At 45.8% G+C, this 23,649-nt stretch carries 15 protein-coding genes; all 15 read left to right on the forward strand.

The features are described 5' to 3' along the window. The first annotated feature begins 20 nt into the window (after window positions 1-20). The 15 genes from A3GG_RS0106740 (at window position 21) to A3GG_RS0106810 (ending at window position 23,565) form a co-directional block, all read left to right on the forward strand. A complete protein-coding gene (locus tag A3GG_RS0106740; RefSeq protein WP_083900387.1) occupies window positions 21-2,240 on the forward strand; it encodes a TonB-dependent receptor domain-containing protein in 2,220 nt (739 codons plus the stop codon). Continuing rightward, the gene (locus A3GG_RS13420; protein ID WP_018358547.1) at window positions 2,240-2,389 is read left to right on the forward strand and encodes a hypothetical protein; all 150 of its coding nucleotides are present in this window, start codon (window positions 2,240-2,242) and stop codon (window positions 2,387-2,389) included. The genes A3GG_RS0106740 and A3GG_RS13420 overlap by 1 nt, the downstream gene beginning before the upstream one ends. Window positions 2,390-2,655: 266 nt before the next feature. Continuing rightward, complete coding sequence (locus tag A3GG_RS0106750) at window positions 2,656-3,420, forward strand: ParA family protein (protein ID WP_018358548.1); 765 nt, start codon at window positions 2,656-2,658, stop codon at window positions 3,418-3,420. A 2-nt stretch (window positions 3,421-3,422) separates the two neighbouring features. After that, window positions 3,423-4,322, forward strand: coding sequence for a ParB/RepB/Spo0J family partition protein (locus tag A3GG_RS0106755; protein WP_018358549.1), 900 nt, complete (start codon window positions 3,423-3,425; stop codon window positions 4,320-4,322). Next, window positions 4,319-5,035, forward strand: coding sequence for a DUF5683 domain-containing protein (locus A3GG_RS0106760; protein WP_018358550.1), 717 nt, complete (start codon window positions 4,319-4,321; stop codon window positions 5,033-5,035). Before A3GG_RS0106755 ends, A3GG_RS0106760 begins: the two co-directional genes overlap by 4 nt. Further along, window positions 5,035-6,483: a lytic transglycosylase domain-containing protein gene (locus tag A3GG_RS0106765; protein ID WP_018358551.1), complete on the forward strand. Its 1,449-nt coding sequence runs from the start codon at window positions 5,035-5,037 to the stop codon at window positions 6,481-6,483. The genes A3GG_RS0106760 and A3GG_RS0106765 overlap by 1 nt, the downstream gene beginning before the upstream one ends. Window positions 6,484-6,561: 78 nt before the next feature. Further along, window positions 6,562-8,835, forward strand: coding sequence for an NADP-dependent malic enzyme (locus A3GG_RS0106770; protein ID WP_026215689.1), 2,274 nt, complete (start codon window positions 6,562-6,564; stop codon window positions 8,833-8,835). Between the two features lie 612 nt (window positions 8,836-9,447). Further along, window positions 9,448-11,238 (forward strand): BACON domain-containing protein, encoded by a 1,791-nt coding sequence (locus A3GG_RS0106775; protein WP_018358553.1) that lies wholly within the window; start codon window positions 9,448-9,450, stop codon window positions 11,236-11,238. Between the two features lie 31 nt (window positions 11,239-11,269). Continuing rightward, entirely contained in the window at window positions 11,270-13,075 is a 1,806-nt protein-coding gene (locus A3GG_RS0106780; protein WP_018358554.1) for a BACON domain-containing protein, read from the forward strand. 8 nt (window positions 13,076-13,083) lie between these two features. Beyond that, window positions 13,084-15,849, forward strand: a complete 2,766-nt coding sequence (locus A3GG_RS12045; RefSeq protein WP_018358555.1) for a S8 family serine peptidase — start codon at window positions 13,084-13,086, stop codon at window positions 15,847-15,849. Between the two features lie 23 nt (window positions 15,850-15,872). Beyond that, on the forward strand, window positions 15,873-16,832 hold the full coding sequence (locus A3GG_RS12850; RefSeq protein WP_018358556.1) for a PorV/PorQ family protein: 960 nt from the start codon (window positions 15,873-15,875) through the stop codon (window positions 16,830-16,832). Between the two features lie 574 nt (window positions 16,833-17,406). Further along, window positions 17,407-19,773 carry a TonB-dependent receptor gene (locus tag A3GG_RS0106795; protein WP_156808699.1) on the forward strand — a complete coding sequence of 789 codons (2,367 nt, stop codon included), beginning with the start codon at window positions 17,407-17,409 and terminating at the stop codon, window positions 19,771-19,773. 15 nt (window positions 19,774-19,788) lie between these two features. Beyond that, window positions 19,789-21,078, forward strand: a complete 1,290-nt coding sequence (locus A3GG_RS0106800; protein ID WP_018358558.1) for a hypothetical protein — start codon at window positions 19,789-19,791, stop codon at window positions 21,076-21,078. Window positions 21,079-21,090: 12 nt separating this feature from the next. Next, window positions 21,091-22,464 carry a hypothetical protein gene (locus A3GG_RS0106805; RefSeq protein WP_018358559.1) on the forward strand — a complete coding sequence of 458 codons (1,374 nt, stop codon included), beginning with the start codon at window positions 21,091-21,093 and terminating at the stop codon, window positions 22,462-22,464. A 36-nt stretch (window positions 22,465-22,500) separates the two neighbouring features. Then, a complete protein-coding gene (locus tag A3GG_RS0106810; RefSeq protein ID WP_018358560.1) occupies window positions 22,501-23,565 on the forward strand; it encodes a DUF4876 domain-containing protein in 1,065 nt (354 codons plus the stop codon). Window positions 23,566-23,649: the final 84 nt, after the last annotated feature.

Raw genomic sequence — 23,649 nt, forward strand, 5'->3', positions numbered from 1 at the left:
AAACATAGAAACGCAGCATTATGAAACACATGTTAGCATCAGTGCTCTTCGCTCTACTAACCACCTGGAGCGTATCTGCACAAGAAGTCACAGGTAAAGTGGTGAGCACTACAGGGGAACCACTGGAATTCGCCACCGTAAAGATTATCACCCTACCCGACAGCATAGTAATAGCTGGAGGAATCAGTAGGAAAGATGGCACCTTTGCCTTTCGGATAGACGGGAAAAGTTATCCGCTACTACTGGAGGCAAGTATGCTAGGGTTTAGCACTGCCCAAGCGCAAATAAACACTCCCAAGAATCATATACTTACGCTTACAGAGGAGGCTATCATGCTCAATGAAGCTGTGATTACGGGACAGAAAATCCCGCACAAACTAGTCCCTGGAGGGCTTAGCACTGATATAATCAATACCCCTCTTGGCAAGCTAACTGACATCTACAGTATCCTAAGAGGCGTACCGATGATAGAGATTGAGGGGGAAAAGGTGACCGTGACGGGGAAAGGCTCCCCTGTCATCTACCTTAACGACCGACGCATGACGGATCCGAACCAACTGAAACTACTCAAACCCTACCTAATAGACCGAATAGAAGTAGTCACCAATCCAGGAGCAGAATACAACTCCTCAGTACAATCAGTACTGAAGATATACACCAGACGCGAACCTGGGTCGGGGCTTAGTGGTATGCTCTTCGCCAGAGCTGAGCATCAGCTAGAAAGCCCAGGGGTAAGTGGCAATCCGTATATCGACCTCAACTACCGCATGGATAATTGGGACTTCTTCACCCAGTTGTATACCAGTAGGAATACAGGTATCACCAATACACCAACCATGATACTGGATGGGCGAACAGAGGACGGCAACTGGCTCAATAAATCAGCACTCAAATACTCATGGGATGGCATAAGTTTCGGAGTAATAGTCGGCGTGAACTATACCGACAAAGACCAAAGTGCTGGGGCTAAGTATTCAATTAACGGCAATAACAATACAAGTTACGGGCAGTCCGACATGCGGAGCCAATTGGATAATAATACCCCTACCCGCTACCTTGTAAAACAGATAGAGAAGGACAAGTGGAACTATACCCATAGACCTTCACTTTACTACTTGCGCAAGTTGGGAGAGTGGACTGCCCAGATAGATGCAGACTATTATCTCAATAAGAACGCACTATCCGATATACAAATCAAAGAGGGACACACGGAGGCTTACGAGCTACGAACGCTCAATAGCAGTAATGGGTCATCCAAAAGTTCTATAGGAAGCCGACTCAAAGCCAACGGACCTCTGTGGGGCGGACAATTGACCATCGGTGGGGAATACTCCATGACGAATAACCAATACTTCACCTACAACGACCAAGCGCTCAAGCTCCCCAACCTAGATAGCGAATATAAGGAGAGCCTTACGGCTCTATTTATAGACTATGGGCATAATATAGGGAAGAACTGGAACCTCTCTGCAGGTCTTCGGCTTGAGCACCTCAAGAGTCAATACATGAATAAAGGAGGGAAGGGCGATAAGCAGTACCGACAGTACACCAACTTCTTCCCTACTCTATCGATTGGCGGTCGTCTATGGGGCTTCAATACTCAGCTCTCATTCAGGAGCAATATCAATCGCCCTAGCTACTGGCAGCTACAACCTAGGTATGCTTATGTATCTAGATTTCAATACTCTGCAGGTAATCCTACGCTACACAACAGTATCAGCTACAATACCCAGGTGATGATAAATAAGAAGTGGTTTACCCTCATACTGAATGACAAATACACTGTCGATGATATATCCCAGAGAACCGTGCGGATGCCTGACCTTAATAACCCAGGCAAGTACCTACCCTATACCTCGCTCCTCGATAGCTTCAATGCCAAGCCTTACCACACAATCAATGCCATAATTGTGATTAGCCCGACTATCGGCTGGTGGAGACCTACGCTTATAGCTATGGCTGCAAAGATGATAGGATATGATGTATGGCACTTCGACCAGCACATCAAGGATCGTAAGCCTATCTTCAGGGTTATGCTGAAGAATAACTTCACCCTGCCAAAGGATATCATACTCAGCCTCGACCTTAACTGTATGACTTCTGGAGCTTCCCAAAACTACGACTTCATAGAGCCTACACTCCGCACCTATGCTCAGATATCTAAGAAGTGGCTCAAGAATAAACAACTGACACCTCATTTAGTGTCAACAACCTATTTAATAGCAAGCAAAACTTGCTAATGGCAAAAGATAGGTATACGACTCTTACCAATCAACAGCACGTTCCTACGACCTTCACCTTTACGGTCACCTATCGCTTCAATACGACGAACGCCAAGTATAAAGGTTCGGGTGCTCTCGACTCTGTAGTAGGACGTATGGAGAACTAACCTCCTAGCGAAGAGACCTAAGCTACAACGACATTAGTTCTTAAGATTAGTGATGAAAGGTATCCAGAGCTTGGAACACAGCTATGGGTACCTTTTTTATCCTCGGCAGGGGGAAGTGCTTACTCTCTACCGTGTAGAGTCATAGTATACAGTATGCTGTACTACAAATAGTTGCAATGCCTCTATATGCACAATAGGCACCATACAATATCCATATTAGGGAAAAATCGTTACCTTTGCTTGTTATTGATATTATAGAGTAAGAGATGAGAAAGGTAATAGCGATATCCAACCAGAAGGGTGGCGTGGGGAAGACAACTACGACAATCAACCTCGCAGCATCCCTTGTAGCACTGGAGAAAAAGGTTCTGATAATTGACGCAGACCCGCAAGCCAATGCCACCAGCGGGCTTGGGGCTACTATCGCTTCGCCCAATAAGACGGTGTACAACTGTATGATTGGCGAAGCCAATCCACATGAGTGTCTTGTAGAGACCTCGGTAGAGGGGCTGATGATCCTGCCATCTCATAGCGACCTCTCAGGAGCCGAGGTAGAGCTAGTAAGTGTAGCGAACCGAGAGCTAGTGATGAAGCGCATTACGGAGCAGCTCCGTGACGAGTACGACTTTATCTTTATAGATTGCTCTCCGAGCCTTGGTCTTATCACTGTAGCAGTACTAACGGCTGCCGACTCTGTGATTATCCCTGTGCAGTGCGAATACTTCGCACTAGAGGGAATTAGCAAACTCCTCAGCACCTTGCAGGTAGTGAAGAAGCGCACTAACCCTAACATAGAGATTGAGGGCTTCTTAATGACAATGTACGATGCACGTACGCGCCACTCCAATCAGGTATACGAGGAGGTCAAGAAGCACTTCAAAAGCCTAGTCTTTACCAGTGTTATCCACCGCAATGTACGTCTCAGCGAGGCACCTAGCTTCGGACAATCGGTACTCGACTTCGATATCGAATCGCGCGGTAGTCAAAACTACCTACAGCTGGCACGTGAGCTTCTGGAGAAAAACAAGTGATTATGAATAAGAATAACAGTAAGAAGAATAGTCTCGGACGTGGACTAGATGCCCTCATCACTACCGACTACAGCGGTGTGGCGGCGGAGGGCTCATCATCCATCAATGAGATTGCACTAGTGGATATCATCCCTAATCCCGAGCAACCCCGTACGGACTTCGATGACGAGGCACTGCAGGAGTTAGCGCAGTCCATCAAGCATATTGGTCTCATCCAACCCATCACTGTACATGCGCTATCTGACAACAAGTATAGGATTATCAGTGGAGAGCGTAGGTTTAGAGCAGCGAATATTGCGGGACTAGAGGCGATTCCCGCCTATGTCCGTACTGCCGATGATGAACAGATTATGGAGATGGCGCTGATCGAGAATATACAGCGTCAGGATCTCAATGCCATTGAAGTGGCTCTGGCTTTTAAGAATCTCATAGAGCGCTACGACCTCACCCAAGAGGAGCTAAGCGCCCGTGTGGGTAAGAAGCGCGCCACTATCTCGAATACAATCCGCCTACTCAAGCTCCCCGCAGAGATTCAGATGGGACTCAAGGATGGCAAAGTATCGATGGGGCATGCACGCTCTCTCCTCGGCATTGAAGACCCAGAGGTACAGCTCGCTTTCTATGAGCAGGTACTCCGAGATCAGATATCGGTAAGAGAACTAGAGCAGATGGTACGCACGTACAACGAACCTGATACTGAAGCCCCCAGCAAACAGCCTACGAAGCAAGCGAAGCCACTCAATAGTAGTGAGGAAGTGAAGCTCCTCACCAAGCGCTTCCGCAATCTATTCGGCACGAAGGTCTCTATGACACTCAGCGAGAAAGGGAAAGGCAAGATTGCCATCCCGTTTGAGAATAACGACCAACTGGAGCATATCCTTACGCTCCTCGACAAGCTATGATACAGGCTCTCAGGTATAGCTTCTGGGCTATATTAGTCACAGTAGTCTTCGCGCTCTCTGCCCATGGGCAGCAGGTACCCGACACTATACCTACGCCGACCAAGGAGGAAATAGCCAATCAGATACAGCGAGTCACCCCAAAAACAGAAGCGGCAAAGGAAACCGCTAAAAAATTAGCAGCAGTAGCGCCTATACAGACTAAAGACGGCAAACCTTGGAAACCCAATTCTACGAAAGCCGTACTCTTTAGCATTATACCCGGAGGTGGACAGATCTACAATAGGGTCTACTGGAAACTGCCTATCGTTATAGGTGCCTACACTGCTTGCTATTACGCTATCTCCTGGAATAATAATAACCTCAACGAATATGCCACTGCGTTTCGTGACATCAAGAGCGACACACCAATGGAGTTTCAGTCGTGGAAAGAGTTTGTACCCTTTGGTGCGGATCCCGAGAGCTATGTGAATAACTCCGCCTTCCATGACCAGCTGAAGCGTGGTCGGGACTTCTTCCGCCGCTATCGCGACATGAGTATCATTGTTAGCGTGGCTGTCTATGCGCTCTTTATGATCGATGCTTATGTAGATGCCGAGCTGTATAGCTTCGACATCTCCCCCAACCTCACCCTCACCTATTCGCCAGCATACATGCCCCCTACTCCACAGACCCCCGATAGTGGTGTGGGCATACAATTAGCACTTACATTCTAATGAATAGAGCCTTACAACAGCTACTTATCGGGATAACCCTCCTCCTGCTCCCCCCTATGGCTTCGGCACAAGAGGAGATGAAGATAGGCGACATCGGGCGATTGCCCGAGAGCTTCGAAATGACTTTCGACTCCCTATTCAATAATAGATACAGAGAGTACTACAACCTCGCCAAACCAGTACGAACTACCGAGGAGACCCGTACCCTAGACCAGCTCTACCGCAACCGTCTCCATTCTATGGAGAGCGCTATCCCTCTCACGTACAATCCTACGGTACGTGAGGCTATCGAACTATACGTAAATAAGCGTAGTAGTCTCCTAAGTGTAATGCTCGCCAAAGCCACCTATTACTTCCCCATTATCGAGGCCGCACTTGATAAGTATGGGCTCCCGCTAGAGCTTAAGTACCTCGCTATCGTAGAGAGTGCCCTTACCCCCACTGCCGTTAGCCGTGCTGGTGCTAAAGGGCTATGGCAGTTCATGCTCCCTACAGGCAAGGCTTACGGTCTACATATAGATAGTATGGTGGATGAGCGCTGCGACCCTCGGAAAAGCTCCGAGGCGATGGCTCGGTACTTCAAAGATATGTACGCTTTATATGGCGATTGGATGCTGGCTATCGCTGCCTACAACTGCGGTCCAGGCAATATCAATAAGGCTATTCGGCGGTCGGGCGGCAAGACAGACTTCTGGCAGATCTACCAGCACCTGCCTAGGGAGACCCGCTCCTACGTCCCATTCTTTATCGCAGCATTTTATGCGATGGAGCATTATCAGGAGCACAACATCCGCCCGTACACTGTTACGGTTCCGCTAGCAACTGACACCGTGCATATCAATAGGAAAGTAACCTTTAGTGAGATTAGTACCCTTAGTGGCGTCGGCCTAGATATTATCAGGGATCTCAACCCTCAATACCGTAGAGAGATTATCCCTGGGAATAACGGCACACAGATACTACGGCTACCTACTGCCGATGCCACTAGCTTTAGTATCAAGAAGGACTCCCTCGCTCTCCTCTACAAAGAGAAACTGCCACCTCTCACCACTACTGATACTACGCTTGCTACCACCCACGAAGAAGACAGTGAGCAAGCGCTTGGTGAAACCATTACGCATACTGTATCCAAGGGTGAGACGCTATCAAGCATTGCTCGCAAATACGGCGTCGGCGTCAAGGAGATCAAGGACTGGAATAGTCTACGCACCGACCGACTCAAGAGAGGTCAGAGCCTTCGTATAGAGCAGTCGGGTAGTAAAACCATAGCAAAAGTGACTAAGACCAAGCCAGAACCCGAGTTTAGGTATCATACCGTAAAGCGCGGTGAAACGCTCTCCAGTATCGCTGCAAAGTACAAGGGCGCTACTGTAGCCAAGATCCGTAAGGCAAATGGCATCAGAGGGAATATGATTAGACTTGGGCAGAAACTCAAGATTCCGAGATAGCCTCTCAAAGACTAAGGAGAGAGGGAAGCGACAACGATTTTTGAATATTTCCGTAATGACGATTAATAGATATATATGATGAAGAAGGATTTATCAGAGGCAGCAAGGGCATACCATGCCCTTCCGCAGCCTGGCAAAATAGAGGTACGACCCACCAAACCATACCTTACTCAGCGAGACCTAACGCTCGCTTATAGCCCAGGCGTAGCAGTGCCTTGCTTAGATATAGAGACAGAGCCCGAACAGGCTTACGACTTTACCTCCAAAGGCAACCTAGTGGCAGTGATTTCCAACGGTACAGCAGTACTCGGACTAGGCGATATTGGGGCTCTAGCAGGCAAACCAGTAATGGAGGGCAAAGGTCTCCTATTCAAGATATACGCAGGTATCGATGTCTTCGACATAGAGATCGACGAGAAAGACCCAGTAAAGTTCGTGGAGATTGTCAAGTCTCTAGCGCCCACATTTGGTGGTATCAACCTAGAGGATATCAAAGCTCCTGAGTGCTTCTATATCGAGCAGGAGCTCAAGAAGCAATTGGACATCCCAGTGATGCACGATGACCAACACGGTACCGCCATCATATCTGCCGCTGGACTACTCAACGCGCTCAAGATAGCGGGCAAGAAGATAGAGGAAGTCAAGATTGTAGTAAGTGGCGCAGGCGCTTCGGCTCTCTCCTGTACCAAACTCTATGTAGCTCTCGGAGCGCGTATTGAGAATATTATAATGCTCGACTCCAAAGGCGCTATCCGTAAGGATAGACCCAACCTTTCCGAAGCAAAGGCCTACTTCGCTACAGCACGCGATGTCCATGACCTTGCAGATGCTATCGTAGGAGCCGATGTATTCCTCGGGCTCTCACGTGCTGGAGTACTCAAGACTGAGATGGTACAGCAGATGGCTCCAAGCCCTATCATCTTCGCCCTTGCTAACCCTGATCCAGAGATTACCTACGAAGAGGCTATGGCAGCCCGCCCTGATGTCTTGATGGCAACAGGGAGGTCGGACTATCCTAACCAGATCAATAACGTTATCGGATTCCCATACATCTTCCGAGGTGCACTAGACGTACGCGCCACTGGCATCAACGAAGAGATGAAGATGGCTGCCACGAAAGCCATTGCGGAGCTAGCCCTAGAGCCAGTACCCGAAGAGGTATCACTAGCTTATGGCAATATACCTCTACACTTCGGACCTAGCTACTTCATTCCCAAGCCAGTCGACCCACGCCTGATTCTCCGTGTTTCACTAGCAGTGGCTAAGGCTGCCATCGAGTCGGGCGTTGCACGCAAGGTTATCACCGATTGGGAGGCATACGAAGAAGAAGTATTTGCTCGTGTAGGCAATGTCAATAGCCTAGTCCGTAGGGTATACAACTCTGCGAAGCTCAATCCAAGACGTATCGTCTTTGCAGCAGGCGAGCATACCGTATCTGTCAAAGCAGCAGTAGAAGTGCTCCGACAGGGTATCGGTCAACCTATCATCTTGGGCGACGCCGAAAGCATTCGTCACAAGGCGATGATCAACGAGCTCGACCTCACAGGTGTGACGGTTATCAATCATAGATCGCCAGAGTTCCACGAGAAGAGAATACAGTATGCGCAGCAATTCGCTAAGCAAAACTGGCGCAAAGGTGGGAAGATTAGCGAAGCCCAAGACAAAATGTACGACCCCAACTACTTTGGGATGATGATGGTACAATGCGGAGATGCCGAGGGCATGATTACTGGATTGTATTCAAACTACAACTACCTCAAGGAGGTAGCACTCTCTACAGTAGGTGTCAAGGAAGGCTTCAGCCACTTTGCCACCATGCACATGGTAACGCTCAAGAAAGGACCTCTCTTCCTCGTAGACACGCTTATCAATCAAAATCTTAAGGCAGATACGTTAGTAGATATTACAGTGCTTGCTGCGGATAAGGTAAGATGCCTAGGGCTTGAGCCTAATATCGCACTCGTCAACTTCTCAGACTTTGGAAGCGGCAGCGCAGAATCGTCAGTAGAGGCTCGCAAAGCAGTAGCCATCCTACACGATAAGTATCCCGACCTTCATGTAGATGGTGAGATGCAAGTAACTACAGCGCTCAATCCACAAAAGCGCGATGAAGAGTATCCTGACAATAAGATAAAAGGGCAAAAGGCGAATATCCTCGTCTTCCCTCGCCTTTCTGCCGCCAATGCCTGCTACCAGCTACTAAAGTCGCTAGATAGCACCGAGAGCGTAGTAGGTCCTATCCAGATTGGGCTTGCTAAGCCAATCTACTTCGTAGACCACGGAGCTACAGTCAAAGAGATTGTAGATGTAGCAGCGCTCACCTCATTAGACACCGTAGGCTGTCTCAACTAACAACAGCAAAGCATACACTTTAGCGAATAGGGCTGGTTCCAAGTACGGAGCCAGCCCTACTCTTTACACCTCACCCAAACGTCCTCTACCGAGAAGACACACTCAATATACCGAGTAGAGAAAGTCTCTCCCGCAAGGGACCGGAGTCCCTGACGGGAAGAACTAGAGTCCCTCGCCTGAGGGACTGCCTCTGATATATAGACTACCGTACAGTGCGAACGCTTGTAGAAGGGCACGCATTACGCCAACACAACTTCTCTATAGGGGAAAAATTCTCCTATTAATGCCACCCAGCACAAAACTTCCGTTAATTTACAAGCTAAAACACAGCCTCTCTAAATTTTCTAAGAGAAAGGAACAGAACCTATTTTCTTATATTTTCTCATTAAATATTCATTTTCCACACCAAACTCTCACCCTAATACACCAGACAAAAGTTTGTTATTCTAAAGAAAAATATATATCTTTCGACCACTTTTAGTGAATTCTTGTCATTAGGTATAAGATAACATCTATACCAAAGCTAGATTTCACCAGATATGAGAGATAAATAACACTGACCCGAGTACGATACTTGTGTCACATTAACAATTCAACAAAATAATCAGATCTATGACAAAAATTACACAATTGTCTATTTACTTGGTGGGTTCGCTTCTACTCCTTGTAGGTCTCACCAATTGTGTCCCAAACCAGGACATCAATGCTAAGGGTGACGTAACGACCCTATCTATCAGTAAGGGTGACGTCACCTTTGCAAATACAGGAGGTCAAGAAAAGATAACTATTGAGACCAATAGTGATGCTTGGGACTTCTTTACTAACACTACAGAGGAGTGGCTCAAGGTAACCAAAGAGGGCGACAATGCACTCATCTCTGTATCTGAAAATAAAACTGCTGACGACCGCACAGCGACATTAGTCATCTCAGCCAATGGTGTAAATAAGAATATCAGCATCAAACAATCAAGTGCTGATGTCATCTTCACTTTATCAGAAAATAATGAATTGGTTCTCCCTGCACAGGGCGGTATAAAGATCGTAGCAGTTGAGTCCAACAACGCTTCATGGCGCCTAGAGCCTCTTGCAAGCGAGATAGAGTGGCTTAGCATAAAGGGCGGTAACGGGCAGAGCGATATGCTCGTAATAGAAACCACCACTAATCCTAGCTTTGAAACTCGTACGGCAGAAGTTATTGCCACACTTAGCAATGGCACAAAGAAACTTATCTCCATCAAACAAATAGGGACAGCAAAGTATCTGCTACCATTTGACCAAGACTGGAGAGAGTACAGTGAGTATAACCTCATACAGCACGAGCAAGCTCGTGGATCTGTAATGCAGCAATATGCTTTTCCTCAAAAGGGAGATGCTTTTTCATCACCTAAGAAAGGGAAGATCATATTCAATACGTCTAGTAGCGTTATGCCGTTACTGATCTATACAACAACAATAATAGATCCTAAGTATGAACAATCTATCCTCAAGCTAATATATAAGGATACAGAAAATCGTGTGGAGATAGATGAGTACGCAGCCTTTCTAGTTAAAAATAATTATGAAGAAACACCTTCAAGACAACCTGAAAAAAGGCGCCACTTCACAAGGAAAGATGGGAAGGCAATTGCCATTATAGATTTTGACCCTGCCTATGGGGATTTTGCCTTAGTGGGATTTGTACCTGTTTATCCTCAAGAACAAGCCTATGCGACTTTCTCTGTTCTACCAAAGGGAGCAAATGGAAAAGTTTACGACACAGTTTTCAACAAAAAAGATAAGAAACTTGACGATGTTCTTCGTCTAGAGAAGAGCCTTGGGAGTACAGAGAAAGCGAGAAAGATGAATGATGCTCCCTACGATCAAGAAATCGAAAATATATTGTTTGAACCAAAAGCAAATCAGCAACTTAAGACAGAAGAAGAAAACTTACGCTGGTATGGCTTTTACCACCACACTCAGTCTAAGATTCAGTTTGCACCTGAATACTTAGGATCTGTCAATGAGTACATCTTGTTTTTCAAGGAGTACACCCGAGCCGTTTATCTCAAGCCTAAAAACTCTGGATGGGATGTAACGGAAGAGTTCCATAAACTCCTCAAAAAAGAAGGTTACTCATTCTTGCGCAATCTCAATGGTACACAGCTGTATTTAAAAGAAATAAAGGATGCTAAAGAAGTCCTACACGTCACCTTTAGCAATAATATCAACGACCCGATAATGGGAGGAAATCCTCACGTTCAGATAGGCTACTTCCAAATACCTAATGAAAAAGAAGGATCTTCAGCTAAACCTAACTTTAGCAGTCACAAATATCCTGAGTATCAGTTTACACGTCTGAAGTCAGGCGAATATCAACTGATATTGATAGAGGGAGACAACACCTCTCCTCTGTTTCAAAAGTAAGAATTGCATTTAAGACTAAAAGAATTGTCAGATGAAAAACAGAATACTTCAATGGTGTGCTCTTCTCTGTACACTTGTCTGTTTGGCAAGTTGCCAGAAGAGTGATACCTCGAGAAAAGGCAACACGCCCCAGACGATTGAACTATCTTCTGAAAGCATAGAGCTTGGGAAGATAGAGACAAGTGCGGAGGTGATGGTAAAAGCCTCAGCGACTTCTTGGAATGCCTTCTTTACCCCCGAGGTAAAATGGGCTTCGATAAAGCAGGAAGGGGATAAGATCATGATTACTACTGATCTCAACCTTACTTCCCAGCCAAGAAGCACCACAATAGTGGTTACCTCGGAGGGCGCAATGAAGAAAGTAAGCCTACGGCAGAGTGCTGCCGACGCAGCATTGACACTAACCAATAATGTAGTCAATGCCCCTATCCGTGGAGGACTAATAACAGTAGAGGTAAAGGCGAACACTACCAAATGGTCACTCACAGACCTCCCGAAAGGGAACGATTGGATTGAAGCAAAAGCCGACAAAAAAGCAGGACTTATCTATCTAGAGGTTAAGCCTAATAAGACAGTTGAGCAAAGAGAGGTTGTTATCGGCATCAATGTTGAGGGTGGCGACAAGAAAGAGATGACGGTCACTCAGAAAGGTCGTCTAGCCTATGCGCTCCCTTTTGAACAAAACTTACGCGTATTTGATGTAGGAGCTATCATCAGGCACGGGGTAGAAAAAGGCTATATACTTGGGTTTTATTTACCTTCAGAAGAGACATGGCTAGGAAAAAGTGACCACGTACTATTCTTCCTTACGGGACTAGAGAAAACGCCCACAATTATCTACAGAAGAAGCGCAGAGTATGTTCTAGCATACCAGACGGCTGAAGTTCCAATCGCAGATAAGACGGAACTTCAAAAAGGAGGTGGCTATCGTACTTTTCTAGAGGCAAATGGCTATAAAGAAAGACATGGTTCCACTGATGAAAAGCCAAAGCTTGAAAACCAAGATGGCTCACTATGGCTAGATCTTAAAGCAGTAAAAGACAAGTTTGACTCCTCAAAGGTGATAGGGTATGTTGCTCAGTTTATGCCTCAGATCATTCAAGACAAGCCTTATGAGACCTTCCCTAAGCTCCCTCTAGAGCCTACGGATCTAATTAAGATGCTCAACAACTCCAATTATCACTTCAGCGATGTAAAGAGCTTGGAAGAAGGACTTGGTAGCACTGTTTTGCATCACTTGACCGTTAAAGACGTGGATCCTTCTCATCAGTATTGTAAAAATGACGATGAGACCATCCATATGGTCTATAAAATAAAGAAAGATAAAACTGATAAGCATATTGCAGACTATAGATTCTCTAGCTACAATGTTACATTAATTGACAAACATGGGGCGAAAAACGTAGTGCCAGAGTTTATTCAATCCATGAATATGCTTCGACTCTGCTTCGTTGATTATAACTTAGGAGTATTTATGCCTGATGAAAAGTCATATAAAGTAACACGAGAATTCAATGACCTACTCGTTGCTAATGGATTCAGGTATTCAGGTATAAGACGAGATGGCATAGATTATATTCGTGAGTCCGACAATATGTTATTACGGATTCAGATGTTCTTAGGCTCAGAAGCCCAAAAATGGTTTGAAGGGCATGACAAGATGATGTCATTGACATTAACTCGTCCTGAAAGCAATCTCAAAGCTGCCATAGCAGCAGACGACCAGTTGTTTTATGAAGCTGCTATGCGAGGGGAATACGCCGAGAGACACTTCGTTAATGATATCCTCAACGCTTCCCATTGTTTCTCCCCTATTCTAAAACAAATGAAGAACTAACACCCATTATGAGAAGAAGATTAAAATTATATACCACTATACCACTACTCTTTTTGCTCTTTACTCTCCATAGCTGCGCCAATAGTAGAGAGGAAATAAAGGAGAAGAATCAAGACGTAGTGGAGAATTCCTCCTCTGTTCCTTTTAATATGACAGAGGACGAAATGGCAGCTCTGCGAGCCAATAATATCACACGAGGACAACTTATCATAAAGCTATCCGACTCTGGATTGAGAAGCTTGGGGGACTATCGAGTAATGCCTGAGGAGCTCAACCTAAGAAGTCTCCCTAGTGAGACTCAGTGTATTTTAAGAAGTATCGGCACCAAGAGAATGACGCGACTATTTCCACCTGCAGGTGAATTTGAAGAGCGCACAAAGCGAGAGGGACTAGACCGTTGGATGATACTTGAGTTTGATGAACAGCAAGAACTACCCGAGACTCGCTCGATAGTACGTAGTCTGGAGGACTTTGAGTATGTCGAATTCTCATATGTTCAAACGCTTCCTAAGGTAAAGGTCACGCCTATGTCTGCCGACGAAATTCCTAAGGAAGAAAAGGCAGATGCAATCTCTGGTTTCAATGACCCCTTCCTATCCCTACAGTGGCACTACTACAACAATGGTACCAGAGTGTACTCTAAGCCAAGAGCAGATATCAACCTCTTCGAAGCTTGGGAGGTAGAGACAGGTTCACCTAAGGTTAAGGTATGTATCGTAGATGGCGGCATCGACCTCAAGCATGAAGACCTAGTAGATAATCTCGACATAGAGAATAGCTACAACTTCATTAAAGATAAAGATGGGAAAGACCATGGCAAAAACATATATCCAGACGTTGATGGTCACGGAACCCACGTAGCTGGTACTGTTGCCGCTGTGAATAACAACGGGAAGGGTGTCGCCGGTATCGCTGGTGGAGATGGAAAAGGCAAAGGTATTCGCCTAATCAGTGCTCAGGTATATGGCTATAGCAATGATAAAACACCTCCTTCGTCCATAGGTATCAAATACGGTGCAGACCATGGCGCCGTTATCAGCCAGAACTCTTGGGGCTATAGATATCCAGGACCTCGCCAAGTACTTCCACACGATAAAGAGTCTATCGACTACTTTATCAAGTATGCTGGCATGGATAAGGACGGCAAGGAACAACTCCCAGACTCTCCTATGGCAGGAGGAGTAGTGATATTTGCAGCTGGTAATGACTACGTAGGCTATGATGCCTCTCCTGCTATGTATTCAGAAGTAATTGCTGTATCATCTATGGCAAGTGACTTCACCAAGTCGGAGTTTACCAACTATGGTAGTTGGGTCGATATCATGGCTCCAGGTGGAGACCAAGGCAAGTTCGGGAAGTTTGGTGGTGTCTTCAGCACATTACCGAAGAATAAGTATGGATTTATGCAGGGGACTTCCATGGCTTGTCCTCATGTATCAGGCATTGCCGCATTGGTCGTTTCCAAATATGGCAAGCAGGGCTTTACCAATAAACAACTTAAAGAGATGCTCACTACAGCACTGCGTCCTTACGACATCAATGCGCTCAACCATGCCAACTATCGTGGGAAACTTGGTGCCGGATACATAGATGCCGCTAGAGCTCTAGACGCTAAAGGGGCAAACAATACTGCTCCTGCAACCCCAGCCAACGTAGTCGCTACTGCAGACTATACCTATGTAGACTTTACATGGGATGTATCTAAGGATGCCGATGCGCACAACCAGGTAGCACAGTTCTACGACCTCTATATTACCGACAAGGCTATCACCAACGATAGTGAGCTAGACCAGCTTACCCCTATCAAGATCTTCGGTGAGACCCTCAGGGTAGGACAAAAGGTAAAATACACCTCTGATGAACTTACAGACGAAGGCAAGTACTTCTATGCTATCCGTGCTGTCGACCGCTGGGGTGCTAAGTCTGGTATCGTAAAGGGTGAGTTCCAGACCAAAAAGAACGAAGCTCCTGCCGTCATTAGCGGGCTATCCGATATGCCTCTTACCCTCACCAATAGGTCTACCCTAGACCTCGTACTAACCGTGAAGGATCCAGAGGGTCATAAGTGGACTCTCGACAAGAGTGGTATACTCAAGGGCGTAGTGATAAAGCGTAATAGTGGTGAAGATAAAGTCAATATCACTATCTATCCTGAGCAGCCTGAGGGTGAATACACCTTTACCCTAAAGCTCATCGATGAGCACAAGAAAGCTAAGGAGTACCCTATCACCTACAAGGTGGTCAAATACCAAGCGCCTAGATTTGTAGGATCCAAGGATATTATCGTAGGTCTCAAAGACAAAGGCTATAAGATTGCCCTTACCGATATTATCTCTTTTGCCCAAGGGATGAAAACAGCAATCTCTATCACAGGAGCAAAAGACAACATCATCGATGCCAAGGTCAATGAGGGCATGCTTATCCTCGACCCTAAGGCTATTGGGGTCTCTCCTTTGACACTCACTTATGATGATGGGATTAATAGATCAAGCTCTGATCTGAAGATTAGCGTAGTCCAGGATATAGAAGCCTCAGTATATCTTCTTTACCCAATACCTACCAAGACTGAACTAAATATAGCACTCAATAGAGAGCTCAAGTCTGCAACCTTTGTGATTACCTCTGTAAGGGGAGAGGTATTGCTCAGAGAAGAAAAGATCATCGATAATCGCCACCATGTGACCCTTGATGTACATAAATTGGTAGCTGGCACCTATACCCTAACAGTGGTATCGGCAAAGGGCACCTATCGCACCTCTTTCCTAAAACATTAATATCCAATTAGATTATTATAGAGATGAAAACAAAGCTATTTATCTCCGCACTGCTACTTTCTTGGGTATTGAGTGCATCGGCTCAGATAGGTCGTCCTCTCCCAGTATTGCAAAGCAACCCCGATGCTCGCACAGCGGCTATGGGCGGAGCCACAGGAGCGAAAACAGATAGAATGTATCTATTTAGCTCTCCCAGTGCTATGCTCTTTCAGGATCAGAAACTACGGTTTGACTTCAGTACAGAAATGTACCCCAAGGTTCAGGACATCACAGGGCGTACTATGCAATACAACCTTACTGGAGCCTATCATTTTCTAGACCGCCATGCAGCATTCCTAGGCTTCAGATACCAGGGTGGCACTGAGCATACCTATATAGATGGCAATCTAGAGAGCAATAGAGTCGTTGTCAAGCCCTTTAATTGGATCATCGACGCTGGCTATGCATTCAAGCTTAGCGAACAATTCTCGGTTGATGCTTCTGCTAACCTCATTGCCTCATGGATTGGTAAGGGTTCCTACACTGGCAGCTTTGCTCTTGGAGTTTACTACCAAGGCGACGTAACCCTTGGCTATATCCCAGCAATAGCTAGCGTAGGGCTGAGGGTAATGGACATAGGTGCACCTCTCTCATATAAGGCGGAGGGCATGAGCTATGCTCTACCTACTTCGCTCCAATTGAGCGGTGGGCTAGATCTCCAGCTGACTCCTAAACATCAAGTAAACCTACTTGCAGGTACTCGTTATTTCTTCCTCCCCAAGGAGGCGAGTCTATTCACCATGGGGCTAGGTACCGAATATGGGTATAAAGGTTTCCTCTTTGCTCGTGCAGGATTCCAGTATGGTCAGCATGCACAATCCTTTGGTACACTAGGTCTAGGTGTTAAATACCAAGGTATTACACTCGATGCTGCCTATAGGATTTCTACCGCAAAAGATTTTGGAGTAAATACGCTCCTCATATCCCTAGGCTATAGCTTCTGAGCATAGGCCTACTTACAGAATAAAGCAAGAGGGTGCTGAAGACTTCTTCGGTGCCCTCTTTTTTCATGCTAGCTATCCTGAATCGTACTCGGTATTGGTCATATAAAGAGACTGTTGCACGGCGGCGAACTACTGCGTTACTTTCGACTTTCGGCTTCGGTCACGTACGTGAGTACGCTCCCGTCAGCCTCAGTCTCAGTGCCTTGTATTTCACCACCGTGCAACATTCTAAAATATACGACCCCTACGTCTCAAAATGACGACCGACCTAGATTCATTGACTACTATAGGAGATAACAGATAGAAAAGGTAATATTCCGTCCTTGCTGCTGATAAGGGCTGATGGATGCCACAAAATACCTACTTATAGGGATACCCTATTATTCATAATCTTTTTATCTTTGCGTCAATGTTAAAGGAGCATTCTATCCTTGATCTTGCACACATCCATCTTGCCTAGAAGATTGCTCCTGGATACATTCCTATCCATCCTTAGAGATCGCTCGTTATCGCTAGGTATTACCACGGATAGGAGGCTGTTTATTTATTACATATTACATACATGTTTATATTTATGATTCGTCATCTCAAAAGGAGCATACATCTCCTTTTCTTCTTGTGTTTTGCGCTTTCCTGGTTAGCGCCGCAGTCTGCACTCGCTCAGAAAAGTAGTAAGGTAAGGGTTCAAGTGGTAGAGCAGGATACTGGCTATCCTATCCCTGGCGTGGTCATCAAGTGCGAAAAGTCGGGCTTTGTGACTGATGCCGATGGTTATTGTTCCATCCCCACCTCATCCTCCTCTAAGATAACCTTGTCTCTCAAGTCCTTGGGGTATAAAGAAATCAAGTCCCATACCTATCAGTATCGGGCGGGCAAAACTCTTGTGATCAAGATGGTGGCATCAGTCGAACTCCTCAAGGAGGTCACCGTAGTCTCTGAGCGAAGACACACCACCAATCAGCAACACTCCGTGAAGATTAGCAAGAAAGACATAGAGAAGGCGCCCTCCCTTACGCTAGCGAAGCTATTAGAGACAGTACCTGGTGTGAGCTCTATCAGTTCGGGTAGCAATATCTCCAAACCAGTGATACAGGGGATGCACGGCAGCCGTATCCTATTGATGAATAATGGTGTGCGCCTAGAGAGCCAGACTTGGGGCGACGACCATGCCCCCGAGATTGATCACACGGGTGCGAGCCTTATCGAAGTAGTCAAAGGAGCAGAGGCTATTCGTTATGGTTACGGAGCAGAGGGCGGTGTCGTCCTCTTCAATCAAGCGCCATTGCCCTATGGACACCAAAAGCTCTATGTTGGCGGCAAACTTAATACAGGCTTCGAAAGCAATGGTAAGGGCTATGATATGGCAGGGAGCCTCAATCTCGGATACAAAGAGTGGGGACTCAGGCTCCATGGCATGTACAAACGCACTGGGGACTACTCCACAGCAGAGTATATCCTCAATAATACCGGCATACAGAACCTGAGTTTCTCGGGCACAGCAGGATACGAAAACAAGTGGCTCACAGCCACAGTCTACGCCAGCCTTTATTTCCTCCGCTCGGGTATCTACTATGCGAGCAAGATATCAGATGTCAACCAACTCCTTGAGCGTTTTAAGGCGGGGAGGCCCGAAGAGGACTCCTTCAAACCCTTCTCCTATCGTATTGAGCCACCGCTCCAGCAGGTACAGCATTTCACGGTAAAGGGCGATATAGAAGCGCGCATCCATCCCCGACATACGCTACAGCTCAAGCTCTCCTACCAAGACAATCTCCGTGAAGAGTACGAGAATAGAAAGATAGCTGCTTACAGCTGGCTTCCTGTACAAGACCTTCGCCTCATCACATACAACGGCGACCTCTCTTGGGACGGCAGGTGGAACTTCTGGGGTATGAATACCCAAGCAGGTATATCGGGGATGTACCAGTACAACCTCAATTATCCTGGGACTAAGCAACCCGCCTTTATCCCTAACTATGCTGCCATGACCGTGGGTACCTTCTTCCTCAATAAGGTAACCATTGGCAACCTACAAGCCTCTATAGGAGCAAGGTACGACCTCAGGGCAATGCATGTGGATGGTTATAAGAGTCTTACCAACTTTGAGTACTTCAACGACTTCATGGTACACCAAAACGTGACCGGCACACTCGCAGCTCACTACCAGATTACCAATAACATTGATGTAAGGGGCAATATTGGTTTGGCTTGGAGACCTCCGAGTATCAATGAGCTCTATGCCGCAGGACTCAATCACGGTATCTACTGGGTGGTAGGTAATCCCAATCTGACTAGTGAAGTGGGCTATAAGTCTATTCTAGCAGGACGGTACCATAACGATTGGCTCTCGGTGGAACCAAGTATCTTCTACCAGCGCATCAATAACTACATATACGACAATATTGGAGAAGGAAAGGATCGCTTCCACAATCATCCAAGTGGCAAGTACCCCAAGTTTATCTTCACCCAAGACGATGCGCAGTTTTTAGGAGGCGACCTCACGGTCGTCGTAGCGCCGCTTGCTGGTCTGTCGTTTACAGCCAAAGGTGAGTGGATCAACGCCCGCAACCTTACGACCAATGCTTGGCTCCCATTTATGCCCTCGGATAGGTATTCTCTCGAGGCCAACTATTCCTTTGACTTCGGCAAGGGAGAGCAGAAGAAGTGGCACGCAGGCATTTCTCTTGATGGTAAATATGTAACGAAGCAACATCGCTTCGACCCAGAAAAAGACCTAGTACCAGATAGTCCTCCAGCTTATGCCCTACTCAATGCCCAGGCAGAACTCAAGTACGACCTCCCCAATGCTCGGTATATTCAGTTCATGCTGATGGGAGATAATATCTTCAATACCTTATATAAGGAGTACACCGACCGCTTCCGCTACTATGCCCACGCACGAGGGGCACAGATTTCCTTACGCACAATCATTTCTTTTTAAGATAATAAGAGAGATATGACACAATTAAGAAAGCTATTATACCTACCCCTAGTGGTACTACTTACTGCAGGATGCTCCAATGAGCGTATGAAGAGCATATTGGCACCTATCGTGGTGGCACCAGAGTCTAGTATCGAGCGCGATGTCCGAGGGCACGAGCAGATCTACTCAGTACAGGCAATCCTCAGATATGCACGAAAGACAAATAAAGGCACCTATCGTGCTTACGACCTTAGCCAGCATGAAACTCCATTCCCTATCTATCAAGAGATTACGCTAGACAAAGATGAGACTGGAAGTCTCAGTATCAGTTCTAACAGGAAACACTTCGATGTGATTAAGGGGAAGGACATATATTATGCCTTAGAACTCAAATATTTCGATATCAATGGCAAGCAGATTAATTACCAATTTTCTCGTTATGATACAGAGAAGGAGGGAAAAGAAGGGGCTGAGGATTATAACACCCTTATGGTACACCAGACGCTCTTTACTCTACACAACTACTCTCTTGACAAAAGCACTGTAGTGTACCCAATGTCTCTTGATAGCTTGTATTACGATAAATATCTTTACCAGTTCGATGAGCAAGGCAAACCCAGACGGGCCTCTATGGCTTCGCCATTTGTCGTTTATGCACCTGAAAAAGGGCATGAACCCAACCAGCTTCGTTACAACCATTTACTCGCTCAGAAGGCCACAGAGAATGCCATCTCAGATCGGGCAACACAGCCATTTGTAGATCCGAAGAGTGCACAAACCTACTATCTATACAGAGCTTTGGGATTGCCTGAACTGGCTGCAATTACCCCCGAAGTATTCTCTTATGAATACCGAGATACAGACCCCGTTCAATCAGAATTAGGGAGTATAGTTGTAGGTTCTGATGATTTAGGAAGACTACGTATAGGGAAACCGGTAAGCTTACTCAGACAAAAGCGATCGCTACTCCCCGGTGCCATGAGAGACGCCTTGGGTTTTAAAGGTGTACTCCAATTCAAGCAATCTGGTATTGCTTTCCAAATGCGGATATCTATAGCTCATATTCTGACCCGGGAAGGGAAGTATGATCTCTGGAGTAACCCAAATCATCTCCGTTATCATTACCAGATTTCTAGTGCTTGGAATAGCTTCGATATGGACTTTCCACTGCCCTTTAAGGTAATCGCAGATCTAGATGGAGAACGAGATTCTTTTGTTGAGAGTCTGCAAAGATTTTACCCTAATGCGACCTCTGAAGAGGTAAGTCGTATGATTGACAACTCATCTGACTACTTCCATAGGATTCCTTCTACAACAATGTAGTACCTCAAACATATGAAAAGAAATATTTCAACACACGTTTTTACCCTCTCCACTCTTCTCTTACTTCTTACTTCTTGTGGAGAGTTTGTCTTTGGAAGAATAGAAGTAGCTCCAGAGGATGACCCACGTATCCAACACAAGATACCGAGAACTAAGATGGATCTTTACCAAGGGAAGAAAAATGAAACACCTAACCTTAGTAATCCTGACCCCAATGGAGCCTTTGCAAACTGGGGTTCGTGCTATCTCATGTTCAAGGAAGGGCATGACCATGGTGATGGCATGATGCATGGGAACTATGTCTACGAGAAAGGACCCTGGCCACAAGAGGAGTTCCTCGAGGTCTTCAACCGCCCAAGTGGACAACATCCTGAAATAGTACTTGATAGCAAGTCTATAAACACCTATCTAGAGAACGAGCGTAAGCTAGAGGCACCTAAGCATATTCGCCTTATCGGAGGTGCCAAAAGACGTTGGGCATTATTGCTTAATTTCTTCGACAAGGAGGGGAATTTGATGAACGACTCTATCCTTAAGCACTCCAACGAATACCAGATATTCTATTGCATCAGTGATTTAGATAGTGAGGGAGAACCTTACGATGTAATGGATGTAAGATGGCAAGGAAAAGGGCAGCTAACACCCACGGAAGAGCCAAAGCACCCTCGAGGGGAAGAGCCTATCCCCTCTCCTTACTTTAAGGACAAAAAAAGCCTTGAAGAGAGACAGAAACACACACCCGAAGTGTTCCAGTACACTTACCGAGACACATGGAGGAAAGACGATATGGCAAATGGTGTCAATGCTTTTTATAACATCAAACTTCTGCCACCTCTTACAAAAAAAGAAGCCGAGAATGTGGATCAGTGCGACATTGATTGTGTGGGACTCAAAGGACACTTTTCATTCGATTGGGGATGGGACAACGGAATTGACGCAAAGCCATGGGTGGAAAAAGATCGCATAAAAAAATCAGATGATAGTTTCTTTCGTCCGTACACTCGTGACACACATTTACTACCGAAGTTCTATCTTGCTGTGCGTGTGATGAAGCGAAAAGATGGAAATAAACTATTGGTTAAAGCTCCCGAAAATAGGAATTATTACAAAGCGAGAGGAGCAGAAGCTATGGAGTGTTCGCCACATACTGGACCTATAGACCCTAGCGGTTGGGAAGAAATCATTAGATTTAATATTCCTGTTTGTCTTATCGCAGATGCCTTTGATAGCGACCCTACATCGCCTAATGCCTACGAACCCTTCTATGTGAGTATCGCGAAAGAGATACGAGTAACGCCAGAAGAAGCATATGAGCTGAGCAGAAACAGAGTTGTTGTCGGCAATGACGGATCAGGGGGGCAAGGCTATGGCTCTTTCTTCCTATGATACATTATATAATTTATAAACATCACTTATATTGTTATGACAAAAGTTAAGTTCTTTCTAAGTATTCTTTTACTCTTCTCCCTACTTCCTGGGTGTAAACCCAAAGTAGGTAACAGACCTGACATCCCTACGTCTCAAACAAAGCTAGATCATCTCGTTATCTGGGAGGTCTTTTACACAGGTAGCTGGCAAGCCAGAAATGGTAGTCGGGAAGCTCGTGGATATGCAGATATGAGACCTATGTACATAAAGATTTTTAATCCGACAGAGGAGACTAAATATCTTGATGGTTTGGGGCTGGCTACATCAGCTCATCTTAACACGGACTATTCCGAGATAAAACTCGAGAATCCCGAGCAAGACTTTTGCAAAACCAACGCTGCATTGGGAGAGATTCTTCGATTCCCCGGGAAAGGTCAAGAATATCCTATTAAGCCAGGAGAAACCATTTTGGTAGCCAAAATAGCTCGAGACTTCACGAAATCTTCAGAAAATGGAGATGATGAAGAAACCGAAAAAGGGAATCCTCTATCCCTAGATCTAAGCAAAGCCAACTTTGAGTGGTTCTCTATGACTGAGCAGTTTGAAGAGGATAACAGTAAAGACAACCCAAAAGTCCCTAACCTCGAACGGAAATTCTTTTATGAAGAAGATGAGTCGAAAGGGCTTAACCCTACTAATAGGACCCTGATTCTTTTTGAAGCAAAGGATAAAGAGTACTTTGAAAAAATAGGCAAAGAAGAGTCTGAGTTTTACAAAGAATACACTATTACCAGACACGCTGCTTCAAATACGTATGATGAGTTTTGGAAATCTCCGATAGTGCCGAATGACTGGATTATTGATGCAGTAAACATCTCTCCTATCAATGCATACAAAATGAGGAACGTTGATGAGAAGATTGACGGAGGATGGTATGGGGTATTTCTACATAAGTGGTCTGTAAACTCTATGAAGCAGGAGCACACAGGCTTAGCCATAAGACGCAAGTGGAATGGCAAGATCTACGAAGATACCAACAACTCTTCCCATGACTTTGAAGTCGTCAAAGCCTCACTCGAAACAGCAAAACAAGGCGAGTCGGCAAGTACCCAAAAATAATGCGGTAGATCATCTAAAAATCTATCCTTAGACATTGTACATGGAGAGAGGAGGGGGACGACTCCGGAGCGTAGAGCTCTTTGC

Source organism: Porphyromonas levii DSM 23370 (genome assembly GCF_000379925.1).
Lineage (GTDB): Bacteria > Bacteroidota > Bacteroidia > Bacteroidales > Porphyromonadaceae > Porphyromonas_A > Porphyromonas_A levii.

Bases quoted from the DNA above. Each gene is read 5' to 3' on its own strand.
- A3GG_RS0106740 (WP_083900387.1), top strand. From the start codon at position 21: ATGAAACACATGTTAGCATCAGTGCTCTTCGCTCTACTAACCACCTGG.
- A3GG_RS13420 (WP_018358547.1), top strand. From the start codon at position 2,240: ATGGCAAAAGATAGGTATACGACTCTTACCAATCAACAGCACGTTCCT.
- A3GG_RS0106750 (WP_018358548.1), top strand. From the start codon at position 2,656: ATGAGAAAGGTAATAGCGATATCCAACCAGAAGGGTGGCGTGGGGAAG.
- A3GG_RS0106755 (WP_018358549.1), top strand. From the start codon at position 3,423: ATGAATAAGAATAACAGTAAGAAGAATAGTCTCGGACGTGGACTAGAT.
- A3GG_RS0106760 (WP_018358550.1), top strand. From the start codon at position 4,319: ATGATACAGGCTCTCAGGTATAGCTTCTGGGCTATATTAGTCACAGTA.
- A3GG_RS0106765 (WP_018358551.1), top strand. From the start codon at position 5,035: ATGAATAGAGCCTTACAACAGCTACTTATCGGGATAACCCTCCTCCTG.
- A3GG_RS0106770 (WP_026215689.1), top strand. From the start codon at position 6,562: ATGAAGAAGGATTTATCAGAGGCAGCAAGGGCATACCATGCCCTTCCG.
- A3GG_RS0106775 (WP_018358553.1), top strand. From the start codon at position 9,448: ATGACAAAAATTACACAATTGTCTATTTACTTGGTGGGTTCGCTTCTA.
- A3GG_RS0106780 (WP_018358554.1), top strand. From the start codon at position 11,270: ATGAAAAACAGAATACTTCAATGGTGTGCTCTTCTCTGTACACTTGTC.
- A3GG_RS12045 (WP_018358555.1), top strand. From the start codon at position 13,084: ATGAGAAGAAGATTAAAATTATATACCACTATACCACTACTCTTTTTG.
- A3GG_RS12850 (WP_018358556.1), top strand. From the start codon at position 15,873: ATGAAAACAAAGCTATTTATCTCCGCACTGCTACTTTCTTGGGTATTG.
- A3GG_RS0106795 (WP_156808699.1), top strand. From the start codon at position 17,407: ATGATTCGTCATCTCAAAAGGAGCATACATCTCCTTTTCTTCTTGTGT.
- A3GG_RS0106800 (WP_018358558.1), top strand. From the start codon at position 19,789: ATGACACAATTAAGAAAGCTATTATACCTACCCCTAGTGGTACTACTT.
- A3GG_RS0106805 (WP_018358559.1), top strand. From the start codon at position 21,091: ATGAAAAGAAATATTTCAACACACGTTTTTACCCTCTCCACTCTTCTC.
- A3GG_RS0106810 (WP_018358560.1), top strand. From the start codon at position 22,501: ATGACAAAAGTTAAGTTCTTTCTAAGTATTCTTTTACTCTTCTCCCTA.